Annotated in this window: 15 protein-coding genes; 8 read left to right on the forward strand and 7 right to left on the reverse strand. The window is 33.3% G+C overall.

Annotated elements, in window-relative coordinates; all coding sequences use genetic code 11:
• Window positions 1–538: 538 nt before the first annotated feature.
• The gene (locus G7A72_RS05215) at window positions 539–2728 is read right to left on the reverse strand and encodes a glutamine synthetase III (RefSeq protein WP_113633507.1); all 2190 of its coding nucleotides are present in this window, start codon (window positions 2726–2728) and stop codon (window positions 539–541) included.
• Window positions 2729–3020: 292 nt separating this feature from the next.
• Between G7A72_RS05215 and G7A72_RS05220 the strand changes: the two genes are divergently transcribed.
• A complete protein-coding gene (locus G7A72_RS05220) occupies window positions 3021–3968 on the forward strand; it encodes a TerC family protein (RefSeq protein WP_113665392.1) in 948 nt (315 codons plus the stop codon).
• Between the two features lie 70 nt (window positions 3969–4038).
• Here the strand turns inward: G7A72_RS05220 and G7A72_RS05225 are convergent, their stop codons facing one another.
• Window positions 4039–4530: a hypothetical protein gene (locus tag G7A72_RS05225; RefSeq protein WP_113665391.1), complete on the reverse strand. Its 492-nt coding sequence runs from the start codon at window positions 4528–4530 to the stop codon at window positions 4039–4041.
• 86 nt (window positions 4531–4616) lie between these two features.
• Here G7A72_RS05225 and G7A72_RS05230 point away from each other — a divergent pair, with 86 nt between their 5' ends.
• Window positions 4617–5189 carry a DUF1543 domain-containing protein gene (locus G7A72_RS05230; protein WP_165151704.1) on the forward strand — a complete coding sequence of 191 codons (573 nt, stop codon included), beginning with the start codon at window positions 4617–4619 and terminating at the stop codon, window positions 5187–5189.
• Between the two features lie 64 nt (window positions 5190–5253).
• Here the strand turns inward: G7A72_RS05230 and G7A72_RS05235 are convergent, their stop codons facing one another.
• Entirely contained in the window at window positions 5254–6120 is an 867-nt protein-coding gene (locus G7A72_RS05235; RefSeq protein ID WP_165151705.1) for an alpha/beta hydrolase family protein, read from the reverse strand.
• Between the two features lie 192 nt (window positions 6121–6312).
• Window positions 6313–9765, reverse strand: coding sequence for a methylmalonyl-CoA mutase family protein (locus G7A72_RS05240; RefSeq protein ID WP_165151706.1), 3453 nt, complete (start codon window positions 9763–9765; stop codon window positions 6313–6315).
• Between the two features lie 311 nt (window positions 9766–10076).
• On the opposite strand from G7A72_RS05240, the gene G7A72_RS05245 reads away from it, so the two are divergent.
• Both G7A72_RS05245 and purU read left to right on the forward strand, forming a co-directional pair.
• Complete coding sequence (locus tag G7A72_RS05245; protein WP_165151707.1) at window positions 10077–10784, forward strand: DUF4197 domain-containing protein; 708 nt, start codon at window positions 10077–10079, stop codon at window positions 10782–10784.
• A gap of 125 nt (window positions 10785–10909) precedes the next feature.
• Window positions 10910–11764 carry a formyltetrahydrofolate deformylase gene (gene purU / locus G7A72_RS05250; protein WP_165151708.1) on the forward strand — a complete coding sequence of 285 codons (855 nt, stop codon included), beginning with the start codon at window positions 10910–10912 and terminating at the stop codon, window positions 11762–11764.
• Window positions 11765–12020: 256 nt separating this feature from the next.
• Here the strand turns inward: purU and G7A72_RS05255 are convergent, their stop codons facing one another.
• Window positions 12021–12806: an alpha/beta fold hydrolase gene (locus tag G7A72_RS05255; protein ID WP_121364975.1), complete on the reverse strand. Its 786-nt coding sequence runs from the start codon at window positions 12804–12806 to the stop codon at window positions 12021–12023.
• A gap of 107 nt (window positions 12807–12913) precedes the next feature.
• Here G7A72_RS05255 and G7A72_RS05260 point away from each other — a divergent pair, with 107 nt between their 5' ends.
• The gene (locus G7A72_RS05260) at window positions 12914–13063 is read left to right on the forward strand and encodes a hypothetical protein (protein WP_165151709.1); all 150 of its coding nucleotides are present in this window, start codon (window positions 12914–12916) and stop codon (window positions 13061–13063) included.
• On the opposite strand, the gene G7A72_RS05265 is transcribed toward G7A72_RS05260, so the two are convergent.
• On the reverse strand, window positions 13058–13858 hold the full coding sequence (locus G7A72_RS05265; RefSeq protein WP_165151710.1) for an ABC transporter substrate-binding protein: 801 nt from the start codon (window positions 13856–13858) through the stop codon (window positions 13058–13060). The genes G7A72_RS05260 and G7A72_RS05265 overlap by 6 nt on opposite strands.
• A gap of 918 nt (window positions 13859–14776) precedes the next feature.
• Window positions 14777–15616, reverse strand: coding sequence for an orotidine-5'-phosphate decarboxylase (gene pyrF / locus G7A72_RS05270; protein ID WP_165151711.1), 840 nt, complete (start codon window positions 15614–15616; stop codon window positions 14777–14779).
• Between the two features lie 476 nt (window positions 15617–16092).
• Between pyrF and G7A72_RS05275 the strand changes: the two genes are divergently transcribed.
• Genes G7A72_RS05275 through G7A72_RS05285 form a run of 3 tightly spaced genes read left to right on the forward strand, consistent with a single transcriptional unit; the run spans window position 16093 to window position 18906 of the window.
• Entirely contained in the window at window positions 16093–16656 is a 564-nt protein-coding gene (locus G7A72_RS05275; RefSeq protein WP_113665384.1) for an AraC family transcriptional regulator, read from the forward strand.
• 11 nt (window positions 16657–16667) lie between these two features.
• Window positions 16668–17114 carry a response regulator gene (locus G7A72_RS05280; RefSeq protein WP_165151712.1) on the forward strand — a complete coding sequence of 149 codons (447 nt, stop codon included), beginning with the start codon at window positions 16668–16670 and terminating at the stop codon, window positions 17112–17114.
• 1 nt (window position 17115) lies between these two features.
• The gene (locus G7A72_RS05285; protein ID WP_165151713.1) at window positions 17116–18906 is read left to right on the forward strand and encodes a CHASE3 domain-containing protein; all 1791 of its coding nucleotides are present in this window, start codon (window positions 17116–17118) and stop codon (window positions 18904–18906) included.
• The last annotated feature ends 70 nt before the right edge of the window (window positions 18907–18976 follow it).

The following is an 18976-nucleotide window of genomic DNA, read 5'->3' on the forward strand; positions in this document are numbered from 1 at the left end:
ATAATTAATAAGAAATACATTTTTAATTATTTGCTTATTTCATTACTACATATCAAAGATAAAAAACATAATTAAAAGAAAACACGTATAAATACCTGTTTTTCATCTAATTAAAATATTTTTCGATGAAACGTAATTCTGTATCGACGAACTACGTTTTTCATAAAATTCATAAACAAGAAAGAGACTACATAAACTAGATTTGCAAAAATACCTTACCTCATCCATACAATTAAAAAGAACTTCACAACAAAAAAAACAAATTATAATGAAGAAAAAGGAAAATAATACAATTTTACATACACTATCCATATTGTAGTACTCTGCGCTTAATATGCATAATTAAAACTAAATTAGTAACCACAGTAAAAGATACAAGGATATTTTAACTGCATCTATTAAATTACCTAAGATAAACTAAAACAGGAATACAATCTATTAACAACCCTATCGTCCTATTATCCTCTATAAGAGTTTTTGACAAAAAAAAGCCCTTCCAAAACGGAAAGGCTTTTAAAAATTTTAGAAATTGTACTTACTACTTAGTAAATAACAATTCTCTATATTTAGTTAAAGTCCAGATTTCATTATCAACTAATAACTCTAATTTATCACAATGATTTCTGATAATTTCAAAGTATGGTTTTACTTTATTACAATATGCTTCTGCCATTTCTTGCGCATCAGTCAAATTATTTGCTATCTTTCTTTCGTTTGTCATCTCCTCAACTTTTGAGTTAATGCCTTCAATATGTCCTGAAATTTCTTTAATCAAAACAATTTGCTCTTTAGCTATTGTTTCAAAATCATCCCCAAAAATATCCTTTAAACCTTTAACATTGGCAATCAAAGTATTTTGGTAACGAATTGCTGTAGGAATAACGTGATTTTTAGAAATATCACCTAAAACTCTACCTTCTATTTGAATTTTTTTAGTGTACTCTTCTAATTCAATTTCGTATCGCGCTTCAACTTCAACGTGATTCATAATGTTTAATTCCGAAAACAAATCTAATGACTGCTTAGAAATTCTGGCTTTTAATGCTTCCGGTGTAGTTTTGAAATTACTTAAGCCTCTTTTTGCAGCTTCCGCTTCCCATTCCTCGCTATATCCGTCTCCTTCAAAAAGGATTTTTTTAGATTGTTTGATGTACTCTCTTAAAACATTGAAGATTGCATCATCTTTCTTCATGTCTTTAGAATCAATTAACGCATCAACCTCAACTTTAAAGTCTCTTAATTGTTTTGCAACAATTGCATTCAACGTAGTCATTGCATTAGAACAGTTTGCTGTAGAACCTACCGCTCTGAACTCAAATTTATTTCCTGTAAAGGCAAATGGGGAAGTTCTGTTTCTGTCTGTATTGTCTAAGAGAACATCTGGAATTTTCCCTACTACATTTAGTTTTAAATCGGTTTTTTCTTCAGGAGATAATTTACCAGTAGTGACACCTTCTAATTCTGCTAAAACTTTAGTCAATTGTCCACCAATGAATACGGAGATAATTGCCGGTGGTGCTTCGTTTGCTCCTAATCTATGGTCATTACTTGCAGAAGCTATTGCTGCTCTTAATAATGACTCATTATCATTTACCGCTTTGATGGTATTGATAAAGAAAGTCAAAAACTGTAAATTACTCATTGGTGTTTTGCTTGGACTCAACAAGTTTACACCAGTATCTGTAGCTAACGACCAGTTATTGTGCTTCCCTGAACCATTCACTCCTTTGAAAGGTTTTTCATGGAACAACACTTTCAATTCGTGACGTTCGGCTACTTTTTGCATTACATCCATCAACAAACAGTTGTGATCCACAGCCAAGTTTGTTTCTTCAAAAATAGGAGCCAATTCAAATTGATTTGGTGCTACTTCATTGTGACGTGTTTTTACAGGGATGCCTAACAACATACATTCTTGCTCCAAATCTCTCATGTAAGTCAATGCACGTGTTGGAATAGAACCAAAATAATGGTCATCTAATTGTTGCCCTTTTGCAGAAGTATGTCCTAATAAAGTTCTTCCTGTCATAATAAGGTCAGGACGAGAATTTGCTAACGCTCTGTCTACTAAGAAATATTCTTGTTCCCAACCTAAAGTTGCGGTAACTTTTTTTACATTTTTATCAAAATATTTACATACTTCGGTAGCTGCATCATCCATAACCATAAGAGCACGCAACAAAGGTGTCTTATAATCTAAAGCCTCTCCGGTGTACGAAATAAAAACAGTTGGAATACATAAAGTAGTTCCAAAAATAAATGCTGGAGATGTTGGATCCCAAGCGGTATATCCTCTTGCTTCGAATGTGTTTCTAATTCCACCATTTGGAAAACTAGAAGCATCCGGTTCTTGTTGTACTAATTGAGCACCACCAAATTTTTCTACAGGATCGCTACCGTCATAAGATGTTTCAAAAAAGGCATCATGTTTTTCAGCAGTTGTCCCTGTAAGTGGTTGAAACCAGTGCGTATAGTGAGTCACTCCTTTAGACAAAGCCCACTCTTTCATACCCATGGCGATATAATCAGCTAATTTTCTGTCTATTTTAGTTCCATGCTGTACTGCATCGCGCACTCCTTTAAAAGCATCAGAAGTCAAAAATTGCTTCATTGCTTTGTCATTAAAGACATTTGAACCAAAAATAGTAGATTTTCTATCAGATTCTTCAAATTTAACTGGCTTTCTGGTCGATGCTTCTCTCAAAGCTTGAAAACGTAATGTTGACATAAAAATTGTTTTTAATTAATTAGACCCCTATTATTTTGATGCAAATATAATTTAATTATTACTTTTATAAAATTTTGCCTCGGATTTTTATGGGTTATAGACCGAAATTTATCAAATTATTAAAAATACACGCTTAAAATCACAACTTAGTAATTTTAAGGTCGTTATTTTCGAAAGTAACAGATTCATAAAAAATCCAAAAGAGTAAAAAGTCAAAACTTTTCCTTAAAATTTCTAGTTAAGTTTAATAATCAAAAAGTATCTTTACGCAAAATATAAATACCTTAAATTTATGATTGTCTGGATTTCTTTTTTAACCGCAGTTTTGATTTTTTTAGCCCTTGATTTGGGAGTTTTTAATAAAACACCACACATTATAAGTTCCAAAGAAGCAGGGAAATGGACCGCAATATGGGTTACATTATCTTTTATATTCTCCGGAGTAATCTATTGGCTTTACACTACGGATTATATTGCCAATCCAGATTCTTTGAAACCTGCTGCCGCATCAATAAAGTTCATCACGGGCTATTTGATAGAATTATCCCTTAGTATTGATAACATATTTGTTATCGCTATTATTTTTTCTGCCTTTAAAATTCCACAAAAATACCAACATCGAGTGCTATTTTGGGGAATCTTAGGAGCAATTTTATTTAGAGGTCTAATGATCTATTTTGGCGTTTTACTGATTAACAAATTTTCATGGATGACGTATATTTTTGGAGGTTTTCTAATTTACACCGCCATGAAAATGCTATTTAGTGGAGAAGATGAAAAATTTGAACCAAAAAAATCATTCATTTATAAAGCACTGAAAAAAGTCATGCCAATTTCTAATCACATCGATGGAGAGCATTTCTTTGTAAAAAGAAGACACATTACAGCTGCTACTCCCCTATTTGTAGCGCTAATCGTGATTGAAGTTATGGATGTCGTTTTTGCGATTGATAGTGTTCCTGCGATTTTAGCCATAACAAGCGATCCGTTTTTAGTTTTTAGCTCCAATATATTTGCTATTTTAGGATTGCGTTCTATGTATTTCTTTCTGGCTCACATGTTAGACAAATTTGCTCATTTGGAGTATAGTCTTATTGCCATCTTGACTTTTGTAGGTGTCAAAATGCTGCTCCATGATTATCTTAAATTGCCTGAATGGGTTTCATTGGCTTTTATAGCCCTTTCCCTTATCGCGGGAATTGTGGCATCGCTTAGAAAGAGTAGTAAAGAAATGGTTTAAAACTAAAAAGTACAAGCAATAAAAAAAGGAAATCTCTCGATTTCCTTTTTTTTATTATTAAAATCTCTCCTTACAAATTGATTTTCTTAACGCCACTCATATCAACTTTCAATGCAGACATAACCGAGTCAATATTATTTTTATTAATTGTTTTAGCAAAACCATCCGGTATTACTACAATTCTAAAGGTTTGATCTTGAGTCCAACTTGCTGGCAATGTGTTAAGATTAAAATTTGCCGAAAGATAGATATTCACATCAAATCTAGAATAATCAAAATTAAAATCTAGTGCACCTCCATCATTAAAATAATACGTTTGAGGCATTAACTTCCAAACATCCTGACCATTTACAGTATCGTATAAATGATATACTAAAACAGAATCCGAGGAATAAATTGGCGGATCAAATACGACCAATCTACTATAATTATTATTGGAATTGAATGAAGTCGTAACTTCAAACACTTCATTTCTTGGGGCATCATCATATACTTCTGTTACTTCACAACTTTGTAGTGCCATCATCCCGATGAAAACTAAAAATAAGGTAATTTTTTTCATTCGATTTCGTTTTTATAATTTATATAAAAGACTCTATTCATGAATTGTGCCAAACTTTATTGTGAAGAATAATGTACTTTTGAATTATGGAAAAGAAACTTAAATTATACATGATAATGCTAGGCTGTGTGCCAGAAGGACGGTTTACAGAACAGCATGATATTTTTTTTGGAATTGGGAATTCCTTGAAAGAATTGATTCCTCATATCAATCTTTTTTGGCCAGAAGCCAAAGGTAAAATTCATATTGATGTTTGGCGAGAAGTTTCTGTCGTTGATGACTTCGCTATTGAAATTGTTCCAAAAAATACTGAAGCACAAGTTCCCCCAGAACAATTATTTTTCATCAATTTAGGAGGGTATAAAGAAAATGAATTTGAAGAATACCATTATAAAATGATTACAGTTGCTACTAGTTTAGCATTAGCATCAAAAAAATCAAAAAAAACTGCATTTTACAAACATTGTGGTTTCAAAGAAGCACCTTCGCATATTGACGATCAATACGGAATTGATGTAGATGATATTTACAATGTTGCAGATATGCTGCCAGTACAATTCAAAGCTTTATATTCGTTAAAAATCACAAAGTCAGAAATACAATTAGAGCAAAATCCACTGCATATAGGTTATTTGAAACTGAAAAAAATCAAAGAGTAAACAATAAAAAGGCCTTTCATTATTATCTATGAAAGGCCTTTTGAAATTTTTAAAGAATATAAATCTATTTCACCACTAGAGTATCATTTTTTAAGATTTTGCTAAAAAATAAAACATGGGAAGGCAACGCATTTTCCCAATATTCCCAAGTATGCGCTCCTGGACGTTCTGTGTAATCGTGAGCAACTTTACTATAAACAAGTCTTCGGTGTAATTCTCTATTAGATTCAATCAAAAAATCATCTACTCCGCAATCTATAATCAATTCCAGCTTGTTGCTTTTTATTTTGTCTACCATATTCAAAACCGCATTAGCAGCATATACTTCCTGAGGCGCTCCTTCAATTCCAAAAACAGGCTCCATTAATTTAGTTACTCGTTCCTTTGATTCTGGATTAATTATGCTTCCCATATCTACAGCTCCACTCATACTTCCTGCAGCGCAAAAAAGTTCCGGATGTCTTGTCGAAAGATACAAAGCTCCGTGGCCTCCCATGGAAAGCCCAGTAATTACACGCCCTTTTCTGTCATTTATGGTTCGATAGGTATTATCTACTTTTTCAATTACTTCTTTCGTGATATAAGTTTCAAACTGACTTCCTTTATTAACAGGACTATCCAGATAAAAACTAAATGTTTCACCTTCCGGCATTACAATTATGATATTATATTGGTCGGCTAAATTGTGTAATAAATTCTTATCCGGAGTTTTAGATAACCAATCATTAAAATGGCCATAAGCGCCATGCAACAAATAAAGCACTGGATAATTAGCTTTGCTTTTAGCATAAGAACTTGGTAAAACTACCGCAGCTTTATATGTTTTATTCATTGCCAAACTAGGAATTTGCAACGTATCGGCTTTTGCCGCATAAGAAACAGCTACATGCCCAAAAAGGAAAAATAAGAATACAATTTGAAATTTTTTCATTGGAACGTTTTTTAGATGATTGAAAAGTAAATATAATACTTTAGAATAAATAAAATAAAGCCACAATAATTACTAAACAAAAAAAAGCCTCTCATCGCTGAAAGGCCTTTTATAAATATTGTAATCAAATCCCGCCCGAAATCGGGATCAGCGATTCACACTGTTTTTGCTATGCAAAAAGTGGTTCTCTGTTTACATATTTCTTCTATACTGACCGCCTACTTCAAATAAAGCCGAAGTAATTTGTCCCAAAGAACAAACCTTAGTCGCTTCCATTAAATGTTCAAATAAGTTTTCGTTTTTAATGGCAGCTTCCTGAAGCGTATTTAAATGCTCATTTACCAAATCCTGATTCGATTGATGCAAATGGTTCAACATATCAATTTGGTATTGTTTTTCTTCTTCCGTAGCACGAATAACTTCCGCTGGAATTACCGTTGGAGAACCTTTGGAACTCAAGAACGTATTCACACCAATAATTGGGAATTCACCTGTATGTTTCAACGTTTCATAATACAAACTTTCTTCCTGAATTTTAGAGCGTTGGTACATCGTTTCCATAGCACCAAGCACTCCGCCACGTTCGGTAATTCTGTCGAATTCCAATAAAACTGCTGCTTCCACTAAATCCGTTAGTTCTTCTATAATGAAAGCACCTTGAATTGGGTTTTCATTTTTGGCCAGACCTAATTCTTTATTGATAATCAACTGAATCGCCATGGCACGACGCACTGATTCTTCTGTTGGTGTTGTAATTGCTTCGTCATACGCGTTAGTATGTAAGGAATTACAGTTGTCATAAATCGCATACAAAGCTTGTAAAGTCGTACGAATATCATTGAAATCTATTTCCTGTGCGTGCAAAGAACGACCCGATGTTTGAATATGGTATTTCAACATTTGAGCACGTTCATTAGCACCATACTTGTTTTTCATGGCTTTCGCCCAAATTTTACGCGCTACACGACCAATAACTGCATATTCAGGATCTACTCCATTTGAAAAGAAGAACGATAAGTTAGGTCCAAAATCATTGATGTTCATTCCACGACTCAAATAATATTCCACATACGTGAAACCATTAGAAAGTGTAAATGCCAATTGCGTGATCGGATTCGCTCCTGCTTCGGCAATGTGATATCCTGAGATAGAAACCGAATAAAAGTTTCTAACATTCTTAGTAATGAAATATTCCTGTACGTCACCCATCAATCGCAACGCAAATTCAGTAGAGAAAATACAAGTATTTTGTGCCTGATCTTCTTTTAAAATATCAGCCTGAACCGTTCCACGAACTTGAGACAATGTTCTTGCTTTGATTTCGTCATACACTTCTAAAGGCAGAACCTGATCTCCTGTAACGCCTAAAAGCATCAAACCTAAACCGCTATTCCCTTCCGGTAAATCTCCTTGGTAATGTGGTCTTTCGACTCCTTTAGCCGCGTATATTTTGTTAATTTTTGCTTCAATTTCTTTTTCAAGACCATTTTCTTTGATATAAAACTCACATTGTTGGTCAATAGCCGCATTCATAAAAAAGCCTAATAACATGGGTGCTGGTCCATTAATAGTCATACTCACCGAAGTCATCGCATGAACCAAATCGAAACCAGAATATAGTTTTTTAGCATCATCCAAGCAACATATAGAAACTCCGGCATTCCCTATTTTCCCATAAATATCAGGACGTACATGTGGATCATTTCCGTATAAAGTTACACTGTCGAAAGCAGTTGATAATCTTTTAGCAGGCAATCCCGCACTCACATAATGAAAACGTTTGTTGGTTCTTTCCGGTCCACCTTCTCCAGCAAACATTCGAGAAGGATCTTCTCCTTCACGCTTGAAAGGATACAAACCTGCGGTGAAAGGAAATTCTCCAGGAACATTTTCCTGCAAACACCAACGTAAAATATCACCCCAAGCTTTATACTTTGGTAATGCAATTTTCGGAATTTGAGAATGTGAAAGCGACTCTGTATGCGTAGCCATTTTGATTTCTCTGTCACGAACTTTGAACGTATAAACTGGATTTTTGTACTTGTTTACTTTTTCGTCCCAAGTCAAAATGATTTCCCAATTGTACGGATCCAAATCCATTTTTACTTTTTCAAACTGATTCAGTAAAAGATTCAAAAATATTTTATCCTCGGCAGCACCCGATTTCTCCAATTCTATAGCTGTTGGCAAAACAGAATCATCATTGATTCCTGCTTTGTTTAACTCAGGAGTTTTTTTAGCTACCGTTTCAATTGTTTTGAAAATTCCATATAATTTCTGTGCCACTTGTTCTTGGCTTACCGCAGTAACATCATATTTACGGTTACTTTCGGCAATTTCAGATAAATAACGGGTTCTATGTGGCGGAATAACGAAAATCTTCTCGCTCATTTCACGAATGATTTGGAACGTTGATTTCAAATCAGAATTCGTTTTTTCATGGACTTTATCCATAATCGCTTTGTACAGCGTATTCATTCCTGGATCGTTGAACTGCGAAGCAATTGTCCCAAAAACCGGAAGTGTATCTAAATTTACATCCCAAAGATTATGGTTTCGTTGGTATTGTTTTTTAACGTCTCTCAATGCATCCAGAGAACCGCGTTTGTCGAATTTGTTTATCGCTACCAAATCAGCAAAATCAAGCATATCGATTTTTTCCAATTGGGTTGCAGCACCAAATTCTGGTGTCATTACATATAAAGAAACATCGGAATGATCCATAATCTCTGTATCGGATTGCCCGATTCCAGAAGTCTCCAAGATGATGATATCATAATTTGCCGCTTTAATTACTTGAATTGCATCGGCAACATATTTTGACAAAGCCAAATTCGATTGGCGTGTAGCCAATGAACGCATGTAAACACGAGGATTATTGATAGCATTCATTCGGATTCTATCTCCTAAAAGTGCTCCACCTGTTTTACGTTTGGATGGATCAACAGATATTAATCCGATTGTTTTTTCCGGGAAATCAATTAGAAAACGACGTACCAATTCATCCACCAAAGATGATTTTCCAGATCCACCGGTTCCTGTTATTCCAAGAACTGGAGTTTTACAACCCTTATTCTTTTTTTGGATGGTTTCCAAAGTTTTAGCAGCAACATCAGGAAAGTTTTCTGCTGATGAAATAATTCTGGCAATTGCTTTTGGATTTTTTTCTTCTAAATGATTAATTTCATCCGTCAGTTTATCGCCAACAGGATAATCCGCTTTTTGTACCAAATCGTTTATCATTCCTTGTAATCCCATCGCACGGCCATCATCCGGAGCATAAATTCTGGTAATTCCGTAGGCTTGTAATTCGGCAATTTCTGAAGGTAGAATTACACCACCGCCACCGCCAAATATTTTGATTTGACCCGCTCCTTTTTCCTGAAGCAAGTCATACATGTATTTAAAATATTCGTTATGTCCTCCTTGATAGGAAGTTATCGCAATTGCATTCGCATCTTCTTGAATCGCGGTATTAACTACTTCTTCTACGCTGCGGTCGTGACCTAGATGAATCACCTCAACACCAGTAGATTGAATAATTCTACGCATGATATTGATTGCGGCATCGTGACCATCAAAAAGGGCTGCTGCGGTTACAATTCTTACTTTATTAACAGGGATATACGGTTTTACGGGTTCCATTTTATGAATATGATAATTTAAGTGTGCAATTTACAATTTTATTTTAAAAATTATTTGATGTTGCTGCTCGTTGTTAATAAATAAGGAAGAATTTTGTTATTTAGCCCCGATTGCAGCGACATCTCCCGATTTAGAAAAAGAAGGCTTTTTTTTAGCCGTAGTTTTTATTTATCGGGAATACAGCGGAAAGCGGGACAAATCGTGATTAATACTACTAAACTTTGTGCTCCTAAAGAATAGTTGGCTTTGTTTTTGAATAAGTAGTATTTTTACAAATGCCGGAAGGCGAATTAATAAATAAACAATTTACGATGAAGAAAATTTTAGTTTTAGCAGTAGCAATTTCACTTTCCAGTTGTGCCGAAATGCAACAAGTTATGAATCAATTTCCGCAAACGCAAGGAATTGGCGGTGTTGATATTGCCGGCGGATTAAAGGAAGCATTGAATAATGGGATTTCAAAACAAGTGACCAAACTGACTGCCACCGATGGTTTTTACAGAAATGAAGCCGTGAAAATTTTATTGCCGGAAGAATTAAGAAAAGTAGACGCCGGTTTGAGAAGAATTGGATTGAGTTCTTTGGCTGATGAAGGATTAAAAGTATTGAATCGTGCTGCTGAAGACGCGGTAAAGGAAGCGACGCCAATATTTGTTGACGCTGTTAGAAACATGACATTTATGGATGCTAAAACGATATTGATGGGCAATGAAAGTTCGGCGACGAATTATTTACAAAACAGTACTTCGACGGCTTTATACGGAAAATTTAATCCAGTGATTAAAAATTCGTTTACTAAAGTTGGTGCCGATAAAGTTTGGACCAATATTATTACAAAATACAACAGCATTCCTCTAGTAAATAAAGTAAATCCTGATTTGACAGATTATGTTACGAATCAAGCGCTGAATGGCGTTTTCAAAATGGTTGCCGTTGAAGAGAAAAACATCAGAACGAATTTGAGTTCCAGAACTTCTATTTTGTTGCAGAAAGTTTTTGCGATGCAGGATAACAAATAGATTGAAATTGGGCTGTTTTTTTTCAAACATTAAACAGCCAAATTCAACTTTTTTATAAAAACAAATACGTTTAGTTTTGAAAAATACTATTCATTACTAAGAACAAAGCTGAAAACAGAACGCTAATGCAGAAAATTACAATCCTAATCCATTGCGAAGATCAAAAAGCAATTATTGCCTCCGTTACTAATTATATTTCGTCCATTGATGGCAATATTATTTATTTAGATCAACATGTCGATGCCGATGAAAATGTATTTTTCATGCGTTTGGAATGTGAATTCAGTGCCAAAAATTGGAATATTGAAGCAATTAAAACTGATTTTCAAGCCAAGTTAGCTTCGCCGTTCAACATGTCTTGGGAAATGTATACCCAAAACGAAAAACCAAGAATGGCTTTGTTTGTTTCTAAATACGACCATTGTTTATATGATATTTTAGGACGTTACAGCGCTGGTGAATTGCCTTTAGAAATTCCTTTGATCATCAGCAACCATGAAGATTTGAAGTGTGTGGCAGAACGTTTTTCTATTCCGTTTCATTATGTTCCTTTCACGAAAGATATTAAAGCGGAAGGCGAACAAAAGCAATTAGATTTATTGAAAGAATACAATATTGACTTTATTGTTTTGGCGCGTTATATGCAAATTATCACTCCTAATTTGATTGCACAATATAAAAATCAAATTATCAATATTCATCACTCTTTTCTGCCTGCGTTTCCTGGAGCAAAACCGTATCATTCGGCTTTTAAACGCGGTGTAAAAATCATTGGTGCCACCAGTCATTATGTGACCGAAGGATTGGATGAAGGTCCGATTATCGAGCAGGATATTGCGAGAGTTTCACACAGTCATTCGATAGAAGATTTTATTATGAAAGGACGTGATCTGGAACGCATGGTTTTGGCCAGAGCCATAAAATTGCATGCCGAAAGAAAAACAATGGTTTATGACAATAAAACGGTGGTATTTTTATAAAAAACAATCCTTTTTCGAACTAGTTTCTGCACTGTATATTGTCACCCATACACCAATAAATTCTTCCGAAACTATAATTAATTGTAAAGAATAAAAAGTATAAAAAATCTTAACTTATGTGCAACAAAGTAATAACAAAATCTTAACAGCAAAACGTTTCCTTAAGTGTGATCTTTGCAGAGTAATAAACTGGTTATTTATTATTTTGGTTTTGGTTAGTTAAAGAATTGCCTGCATTCATAGTGCAGGCATTTTTTTATTTAGCTGTATTTATAAAAGACAGAACCGCATCATTGAAAGCATTGGGTTGCTCTACATTTACTACATGTCCACATTTTTCTATTACGAAGAGTTTCGACGATTTATAATGATTCTCCACCACTTTCCTAACTGATGGTAAAAACATATAATCTTCTTCACCCATTACATAAAGCGTAGGAATATTCAATTCGACCTGACGGAACCATTTAAGCACGGGATTTATTTCAGCTGTGAGTTTAAACCACTTTATAAATTCTTTTTGGTATAACTTCTTGGCTTCGTTTATAAAAAGAACGCGAGATTGCTTGTGACTTTTTTTAGGCATGATGACAAAGGCAAAAAACTTGTATAAAACGAGATAAGGCAATACATATTTAAACATATTTCCCAATCGCATCAATACTTGAGAACGGAAATTCATTTTCAGTATTGCACCACCCAGAATCATGCTTTGCACGCGTTCCGGATACATTTCGGCCAATTGTCTAATGAGAATAGTACCCAATGAAATACCAACGAAATGTGATTTTTTTATTTTAAGAAAATCTAAGACTTCCAGAATATCATTGGCCAAAGCCGAAAAAGTATATTTCTGTTTGAAAGCCGTCTTCAAAGTGGGTTTTGATTCCCCGTGACCCCGCAAATCCAATAACAATACATTATATTGTTTCTTGAAATCGCGAATTTGCTTAAACCAGATAGACGAACTTCCTCCGGCACCATGAACAAAAGTTACCCACTGATCACTGTTTTTATTTTCGTATATGGTATAATTGATCACGTATTTTTTTTTGTAAAAATAGGACTTTAATTTTAAATCCCAATCTTAACAAAAAATAGTGCGTTTTTTATAATTGTATGCCGTAAATTTGCAAAAAAATTACACCGATGATTGGATTATTGAAAGAGAAAAGTGAAATAGAAAAGCTTAAAAAAGAATACCAAATACTTGCGAAATTTAATTTCGACCTCGAAAAAAACCCTATAAATACCACCGAAACTCCGGAAGAATTAATTTTAGAGGAATGCGAATTATAATTTTTGATGCATTTTTTTAAAATAATCAAACGCTTTTAGCAATCGGCTTCCGTACCAGGAAAACATTTCACCATCTACAAAAACCGTTTTTGCATGATGCGTAAAACGACCTATCTCAAAAGCATCTTCTTCCTTGAAAGGATAGGGTTCTGATGATAGGAAGACCACATCAGGATCACCTTCCAGACGAATTTTTTTGAGCTCGATTTCAGGATAACGCCCCGAAGTTTGGTAAATATTCTTAAAATGGTTTAGTTTCAGTAATTCATTAATGAAATTATCAGAACCCGCAACCATAAAAGGGTTTTTCCAAATAAAATAGGCCACTTTTTGCTCCGGTTTATCCTTGATGAAGATTTTAAAATCGCTCAAGGCAAAAGCCAATTTGTCGTCCCATTTCTGGGCTTCGGTTCTGCAATTAAAGAGCTGACCAAAGTCGGTTATCATTTGGAAATTATCTTCAATCGTGATGATATTTGTCACCCAAACTGCACAGATTTTACGCAATTCATCCACAATTTCCTTTGTGTTTTCTTCTTTGTTACAAATGATAATATCCGGTTGCAGCAATCTTATTTTCTCGTAATGCACTTTTTTGGTGCCGCCAACAATTTTCTTGGTTGATTTAAAATGATACGGATGCACACAGAATTTTGTAATTCCTATGATTCGGTCTTCCAAACCTAAATCATAAAGTAATTCGGTTTGAGAGGGAACTAATGAAATAATACGTTTTGGAGACGTTTCAAATGAATGAATTGTTCCTATTTGATCGATTAGATTTTTTTGTTTCAAGTTTATAGTTTAAAGTTCATATTATTAAAACATAAATTAGCAGCATTTTAACCATTAAGAAATTAAGAAAAATTAAGTTTTAAATAGTATTTATAATTAAAAGCCAGCTCCAAAATAAAATTTAAAACATATAAGCCATGTAAGTTCATTTAAACTGCGAAATCTTCAAATGGGTTATCTTGTATGTCCTAATATTCCTCACATGGTTAACTACTATATTATGCTTTTTTGCCATTAAGAAATTAAGAAAATTAAGCTTTAAATAGTATTTATAATTAAAAGCCAGCTCCAAAATAAAATTTAAACCATATAAGTCACGTAAGTTCATTTAAGTTGCGAAATCTTCAAATCGGGTATCTTATATTTCCTAATATTTCTTGCATGGTTAACTACTATATTATGCTTTTTTGCCATTAAGAAATTAAGAAAAGTTAAGTTTTTTTTACATACTGTCAATAAATACAAGTTAGCTCCAAAATAAAATTTAAACCACTAAGCCTTGTAAGTTCATTTAAGTTGCGAAATCTTGAAATGGGTTATCTTATATGTGCTAATATTCCTTACATGGTTAACTACTATATTATACTTTTTTGCCATTAAGAAATTAAGAAAAGTTCAGTTTTTTTTTACATACTGTCTATAAATACAAGTTAGCTCCAAAATAAAATTTAAACCATATAAGCCATGTAAGTTCATTTAAGTTGTGAAATCTTCAAATGGGTTATCTTGTATGTCGTAATATTCCTCACATGGTTAAATACTATATTATGCTTTTTTTGCAATTAAGAAATTAGGCTTTAAAGTATTTCTTAATGAAACTTAATGTCTTAATGGTTCTGAGAATTATGGAATATTAGTAACATTTCGTGCTGACAAAAACTTAAAGGTTTAATGTTCAAAGTTGGGCAACCTGAAACTTTAAACTTTAAACTTTAAACTCATTATCTCTTCCATTTCCTGTTGCATTTTCAACGTTTCTCCTCTAGCCTTTTCAGCAAAATCAGTTTCATTTGAAGCATAAATAATTGCTCTTGAGGAATTGATCAGTAACCCAACATTGGAGTTCATTCCGTATTTACAAACTTCAGCAAGACTTCCGCCTTGCGCACCAACTCCGGGAACAAGTAAGAAACTATCTGGAACAATTTTACGGATTTCAGTGAAGTATTCCGCTTTGGTAGCGCCTACAACATACATCAGGTTTTCACTGTTTTTCCATGTTTTAGACGTTTCTAACACCTGTTTGTACAATTCTTTTCCTCCCGAAGCGTCGGAAACATTCAACGTCTGAAAGTCGAATGCACCTTCATTAGAAGTCAAAGCCAACATAATCGTATGCTTATTTTCGAAAGCCAGAAAAGGCTCTACCGAATCTTTGCCCATATAAGGCGCAACGGTAACACTGTCAAAATTTAAATCTTCAAAGAAAGCTTTCGCATACATTGATGATGTATTTCCAATATCACCGCGTTTTGCATCAGCTATAGTGAAGATATCAGGATATTTTTCGTTGATATAGTTAATAGTTTTTTGAAGTGACATCCACCCTTTTATACCGTACGCTTCATAAAAAGCGGTATTGGGTTTATAGGAGACCGTTAGGTCATGTGTGGCATCAATAATTGCTTTATTGAATTCGAAAATAGGATCTTCCAATTCTAATAAATGCTTTGGAATTTTGTTCAAATCAACATCTAAACCTACACATAGGAAGGATTTTTTGAGTTGTATTTGTTGAATTAATTTTTGTGTTGTCATTTTTTCTGTAGTTGTGGCGCAAAATTACGAACATAGAATCAATATCACTTATAATCCTAAAACAATATTTGAATTCTTTAGAACATTGCAGGTATAATCCGTTGCAATGGAATTTATGAAGAGGAAATAAAAAATATTTAAAACCCCCGTTATTAAATACAAAACGCATATACTCCAGAGAATTTTTACTGACAAAAATCAGTATCAATTGATTGCTTTTAAATTTCACTGCTGTTAAAAAAAACACAAAATTAACTATTGTTGAATGTTTTTAAATTTTGTTATCATAGCTTAAAAACAAGAAAATGATCATGTAAAACATTAATAATCAACAAAAATATAAAATTTAGTTACAAAAAAAATGACACAAAATTTTACTTATAACCCTTTTCGGTTTTTAAATTCAATTTTCTCTGAAACGCAAGATGAATTTGAAAGCAACCTTTTTATATCTTTACCCTTAAACAAAAATATTTATGAAAGTATATTTGAAGTTTGACTATGCTCAACTGACAAAAAAAATTGTTCAAGAAAAGCTATCCGAATTAGGATATAAATTTAATATTATCGGTTTTGGTGAATTTAATTTTTTAGAAAAAATACCCTCTGAAAAAGTAGCTGAAATCACTGCTGTTTTTAAAGAATATGGCATAGAAATAGTTGAAAACCAGAAAAGTGTTTTGGTTCAAAAAATAAAAGACGCTATCGTTGAAATGGTCAACAGTGATAAGCCGTTAAACATAAAAAGCTCCGTGTATATTGCGGATAAATTAAATCTTAGTTATGCCTATTTGTCCAATGTTTTTTCTGAAGTAACCTATACTTCTATTGAAAATTTTATCATTATTCAAAAAATAGAATTAGCGAAACAATTGATGATCAACACGCCACTTAATTTGACTGAAATTTCTATCCAGTTGAATTATTCTAGTGTAGCACATTTAAGCACGCAATTTAAGCATACCACTGGAATGACGCCTTCTGCTTTCCAGCGCATTATTTCGAAACGAAGAGAATTATCCAATAAAAACAACAATTAAACCAATAGTATATGACTACTGATTTTATAAATATTTGCCTTGCAGACGATGACGAAGATGACAGATTGTTTTTTACGGATGCATTTGAAGAATTAAAAATAAACACCAAAGTGAGTACCTTCAACGATGGTGTTGAGTTAATGGATTATCTTAATCATGAAGATTCTGTTTTGCCAAACGTTTTGTTTCTGGATTTAAACATGCCAAAAAAGAATGGAGTTGAATGTCTCTTGGAAATTAAAAAGAACGAAAAACTGAATGACATTGCAATAGCCATCTATTCTACTTCATCATCTGAAGAGCATATTGAAGAAACGTTTATAAACGGTGCCAATATCTACATTAAGAAACCAAATGATTTCGATAATTTAAAAAAAATCCTTTCAGAAGTAGTGACCATCAATTGGCAATACCATACCTCTGGCCTGAATAAAGATAATTTTTTAATGAGAATGTAAAATGAATTATTTGCAACTTCACAAATCACCGCTTTTTTTAAAAATAATTTTTATTATTTCTGTTGCAGTAATATTTTTTATTGGCGGTATTACTTTCAAACATATTACGGTTTTAAAAAAATCGTCCAATTATGTAAGTAATAGTCATGAAGTGAATACTGAACTTGAACGCTTGATTTCATTCATAAAAGATGCTGAAACTGGTCAAAGAGGTTATATCCTGACTCGGGACAAAAAGTTTCTGGAACCCTACCTAAAATCAAAAAATTTAGTTAAGAAATCTTTTAACGAAGTATCTAAACTTACTAAGAATAGCAGAACACAGCAGGCAAATCTAAAAAAGTTATTGTTTTTCATTAATAAAAGGCAAAATTACCTCTCAAAAACCTTATACCTCACAGAGCAGAAAAATTATGATGAGAAACAATTAGTTTCTAATCTTTTAATAGGTAAACAGGCTATGGATTCTATTAGATTGAAGATAGAAGACATGATGATTGCCCAAAAAAACCTACTGAATAACAGACAAAAAGAGTATGAATCTACAATGAATTATACGCCTTTACTCATCTATTTAACGCTAATAGTTACGCTTATTTTAATCACAATTGCTTTTATCAAAATGAACCGGGATTTAATCATCCTAAAAAGCACTATAAATACTCTTTCTGTTGCGATTGAAGCCAGTAAACTGGCAGAAATTGTAGGAGGTTTTGGAAGTTGGCAATACAATCTTGAGACTCATGAATACACTTTCTCTGATAACGAATACCGATTATTAGGATGCGAGCCGCAGTCCTTCACAGCAAGTGTGGAAGAGTTTTATAAATTTGTGCATCCTGATGATCTACAACACGTAATTGATAATGCAAATATTATTCCTACCGACTCTATATTGCCGCCTTTTACCTATAGAATTATACGAAAAGATGGTGAAGTCAGATATTTTAGAGCTTTGGGTAGGGTTGTAACCGTTGCTTCTGGTGAGAAAACACACATCGGAACTACCAGCGATGTAACCGAAGAGATGTATGCTCAAAATTTTATTGAGGAACGTAATAGAGAACTCGAAAGCAACAATAAAGAACTTACCGCATTCAATTATATTGCCAGTCATGACTTACAGGAACCGCTAAGAAAAATAGAAACTTTTCTTTCCAGACTAGTGAGTAAAGATTATGATAATTTATCTAAATCCGGTCAGCAATACGTTTCCAGCATTCAATCTTCAGCAAAAAGAATGCGCGTTCTTATTGAAGATTTATTACAATTCTCCCGAACTAATAAAGCTGAAAAAGTTTTTGAAGAGGCTAATTTGAATTCCTTATTAGATAATGCAAAACAAGAATTAGCTCAAGTCATTGAGGAGAAAAATGGAATCATAGAAAGCAACACCCTACCTACCCTGCGTGTAATTCCTTTCCAAATACAACAGTTATTCATTAATCTTATCAGCAACTCATTAAAATATAGCAAACAAGATGTCGCGCCAGTTATTAAAATAAATTCTACGCTAATCAGTGCGCAGGAAGATAATTTTCTTCCTAACAACAATAACAATGCTAAATATTACAAAATTACTATCGAGGACAACGGTATAGGCTTTGAACAAGAATATGCTAAAAAGATTTTTATTCTTTTTAACCGACTGCACAACAAAAATGAATACGCAGGAACAGGAATTGGTTTAGCAATCTGTAAAAAAATAGTAGAAAACCACAAGGGATTTATCGTAGCGAATGCTGAACTTAATGAAGGAGCCACATTTACTATTTATATTCCTGCTGAATAAAAAACCATTCCCTTCTTCTGAAAATACTACGTTCTCCTTAAATTTTTAAGGAAACCTATTATCAAATACT

Source organism: Flavobacterium sp. Sr18 (assembly GCF_011064265.1).
GTDB lineage: Bacteria > Bacteroidota > Bacteroidia > Flavobacteriales > Flavobacteriaceae > Flavobacterium > Flavobacterium petrolei.

Coding starts and splice junctions, on each gene's coding strand:
- G7A72_RS05215 (WP_113633507.1), bottom strand. CDS start 2,728: ATGTCAACATTACGTTTTCAAGCTTTGAGAGAAGCATCGACCAGAAAG.
- G7A72_RS05220 (WP_113665392.1), top strand. CDS start 3,021: ATGATTGTCTGGATTTCTTTTTTAACCGCAGTTTTGATTTTTTTAGCC.
- G7A72_RS05225 (WP_113665391.1), bottom strand. CDS start 4,530: ATGAAAAAAATTACCTTATTTTTAGTTTTCATCGGGATGATGGCACTA.
- G7A72_RS05230 (WP_165151704.1), top strand. CDS start 4,617: ATGGAAAAGAAACTTAAATTATACATGATAATGCTAGGCTGTGTGCCA.
- G7A72_RS05235 (WP_165151705.1), bottom strand. CDS start 6,120: ATGAAAAAATTTCAAATTGTATTCTTATTTTTCCTTTTTGGGCATGTA.
- G7A72_RS05240 (WP_165151706.1), bottom strand. CDS start 9,765: ATGGAACCCGTAAAACCGTATATCCCTGTTAATAAAGTAAGAATTGTA.
- G7A72_RS05245 (WP_165151707.1), top strand. CDS start 10,077: ATGAAGAAAATTTTAGTTTTAGCAGTAGCAATTTCACTTTCCAGTTGT.
- purU (WP_165151708.1), top strand. CDS start 10,910: ATGCAGAAAATTACAATCCTAATCCATTGCGAAGATCAAAAAGCAATT.
- G7A72_RS05260 (WP_165151709.1), top strand. CDS start 12,914: ATGATTGGATTATTGAAAGAGAAAAGTGAAATAGAAAAGCTTAAAAAA.
- pyrF (WP_165151711.1), bottom strand. CDS start 15,616: ATGACAACACAAAAATTAATTCAACAAATACAACTCAAAAAATCCTTC.
- G7A72_RS05275 (WP_113665384.1), top strand. CDS start 16,093: ATGAAAGTATATTTGAAGTTTGACTATGCTCAACTGACAAAAAAAATT.
- G7A72_RS05280 (WP_165151712.1), top strand. CDS start 16,668: ATGACTACTGATTTTATAAATATTTGCCTTGCAGACGATGACGAAGAT.
- G7A72_RS05285 (WP_165151713.1), top strand. CDS start 17,116: ATGAATTATTTGCAACTTCACAAATCACCGCTTTTTTTAAAAATAATT.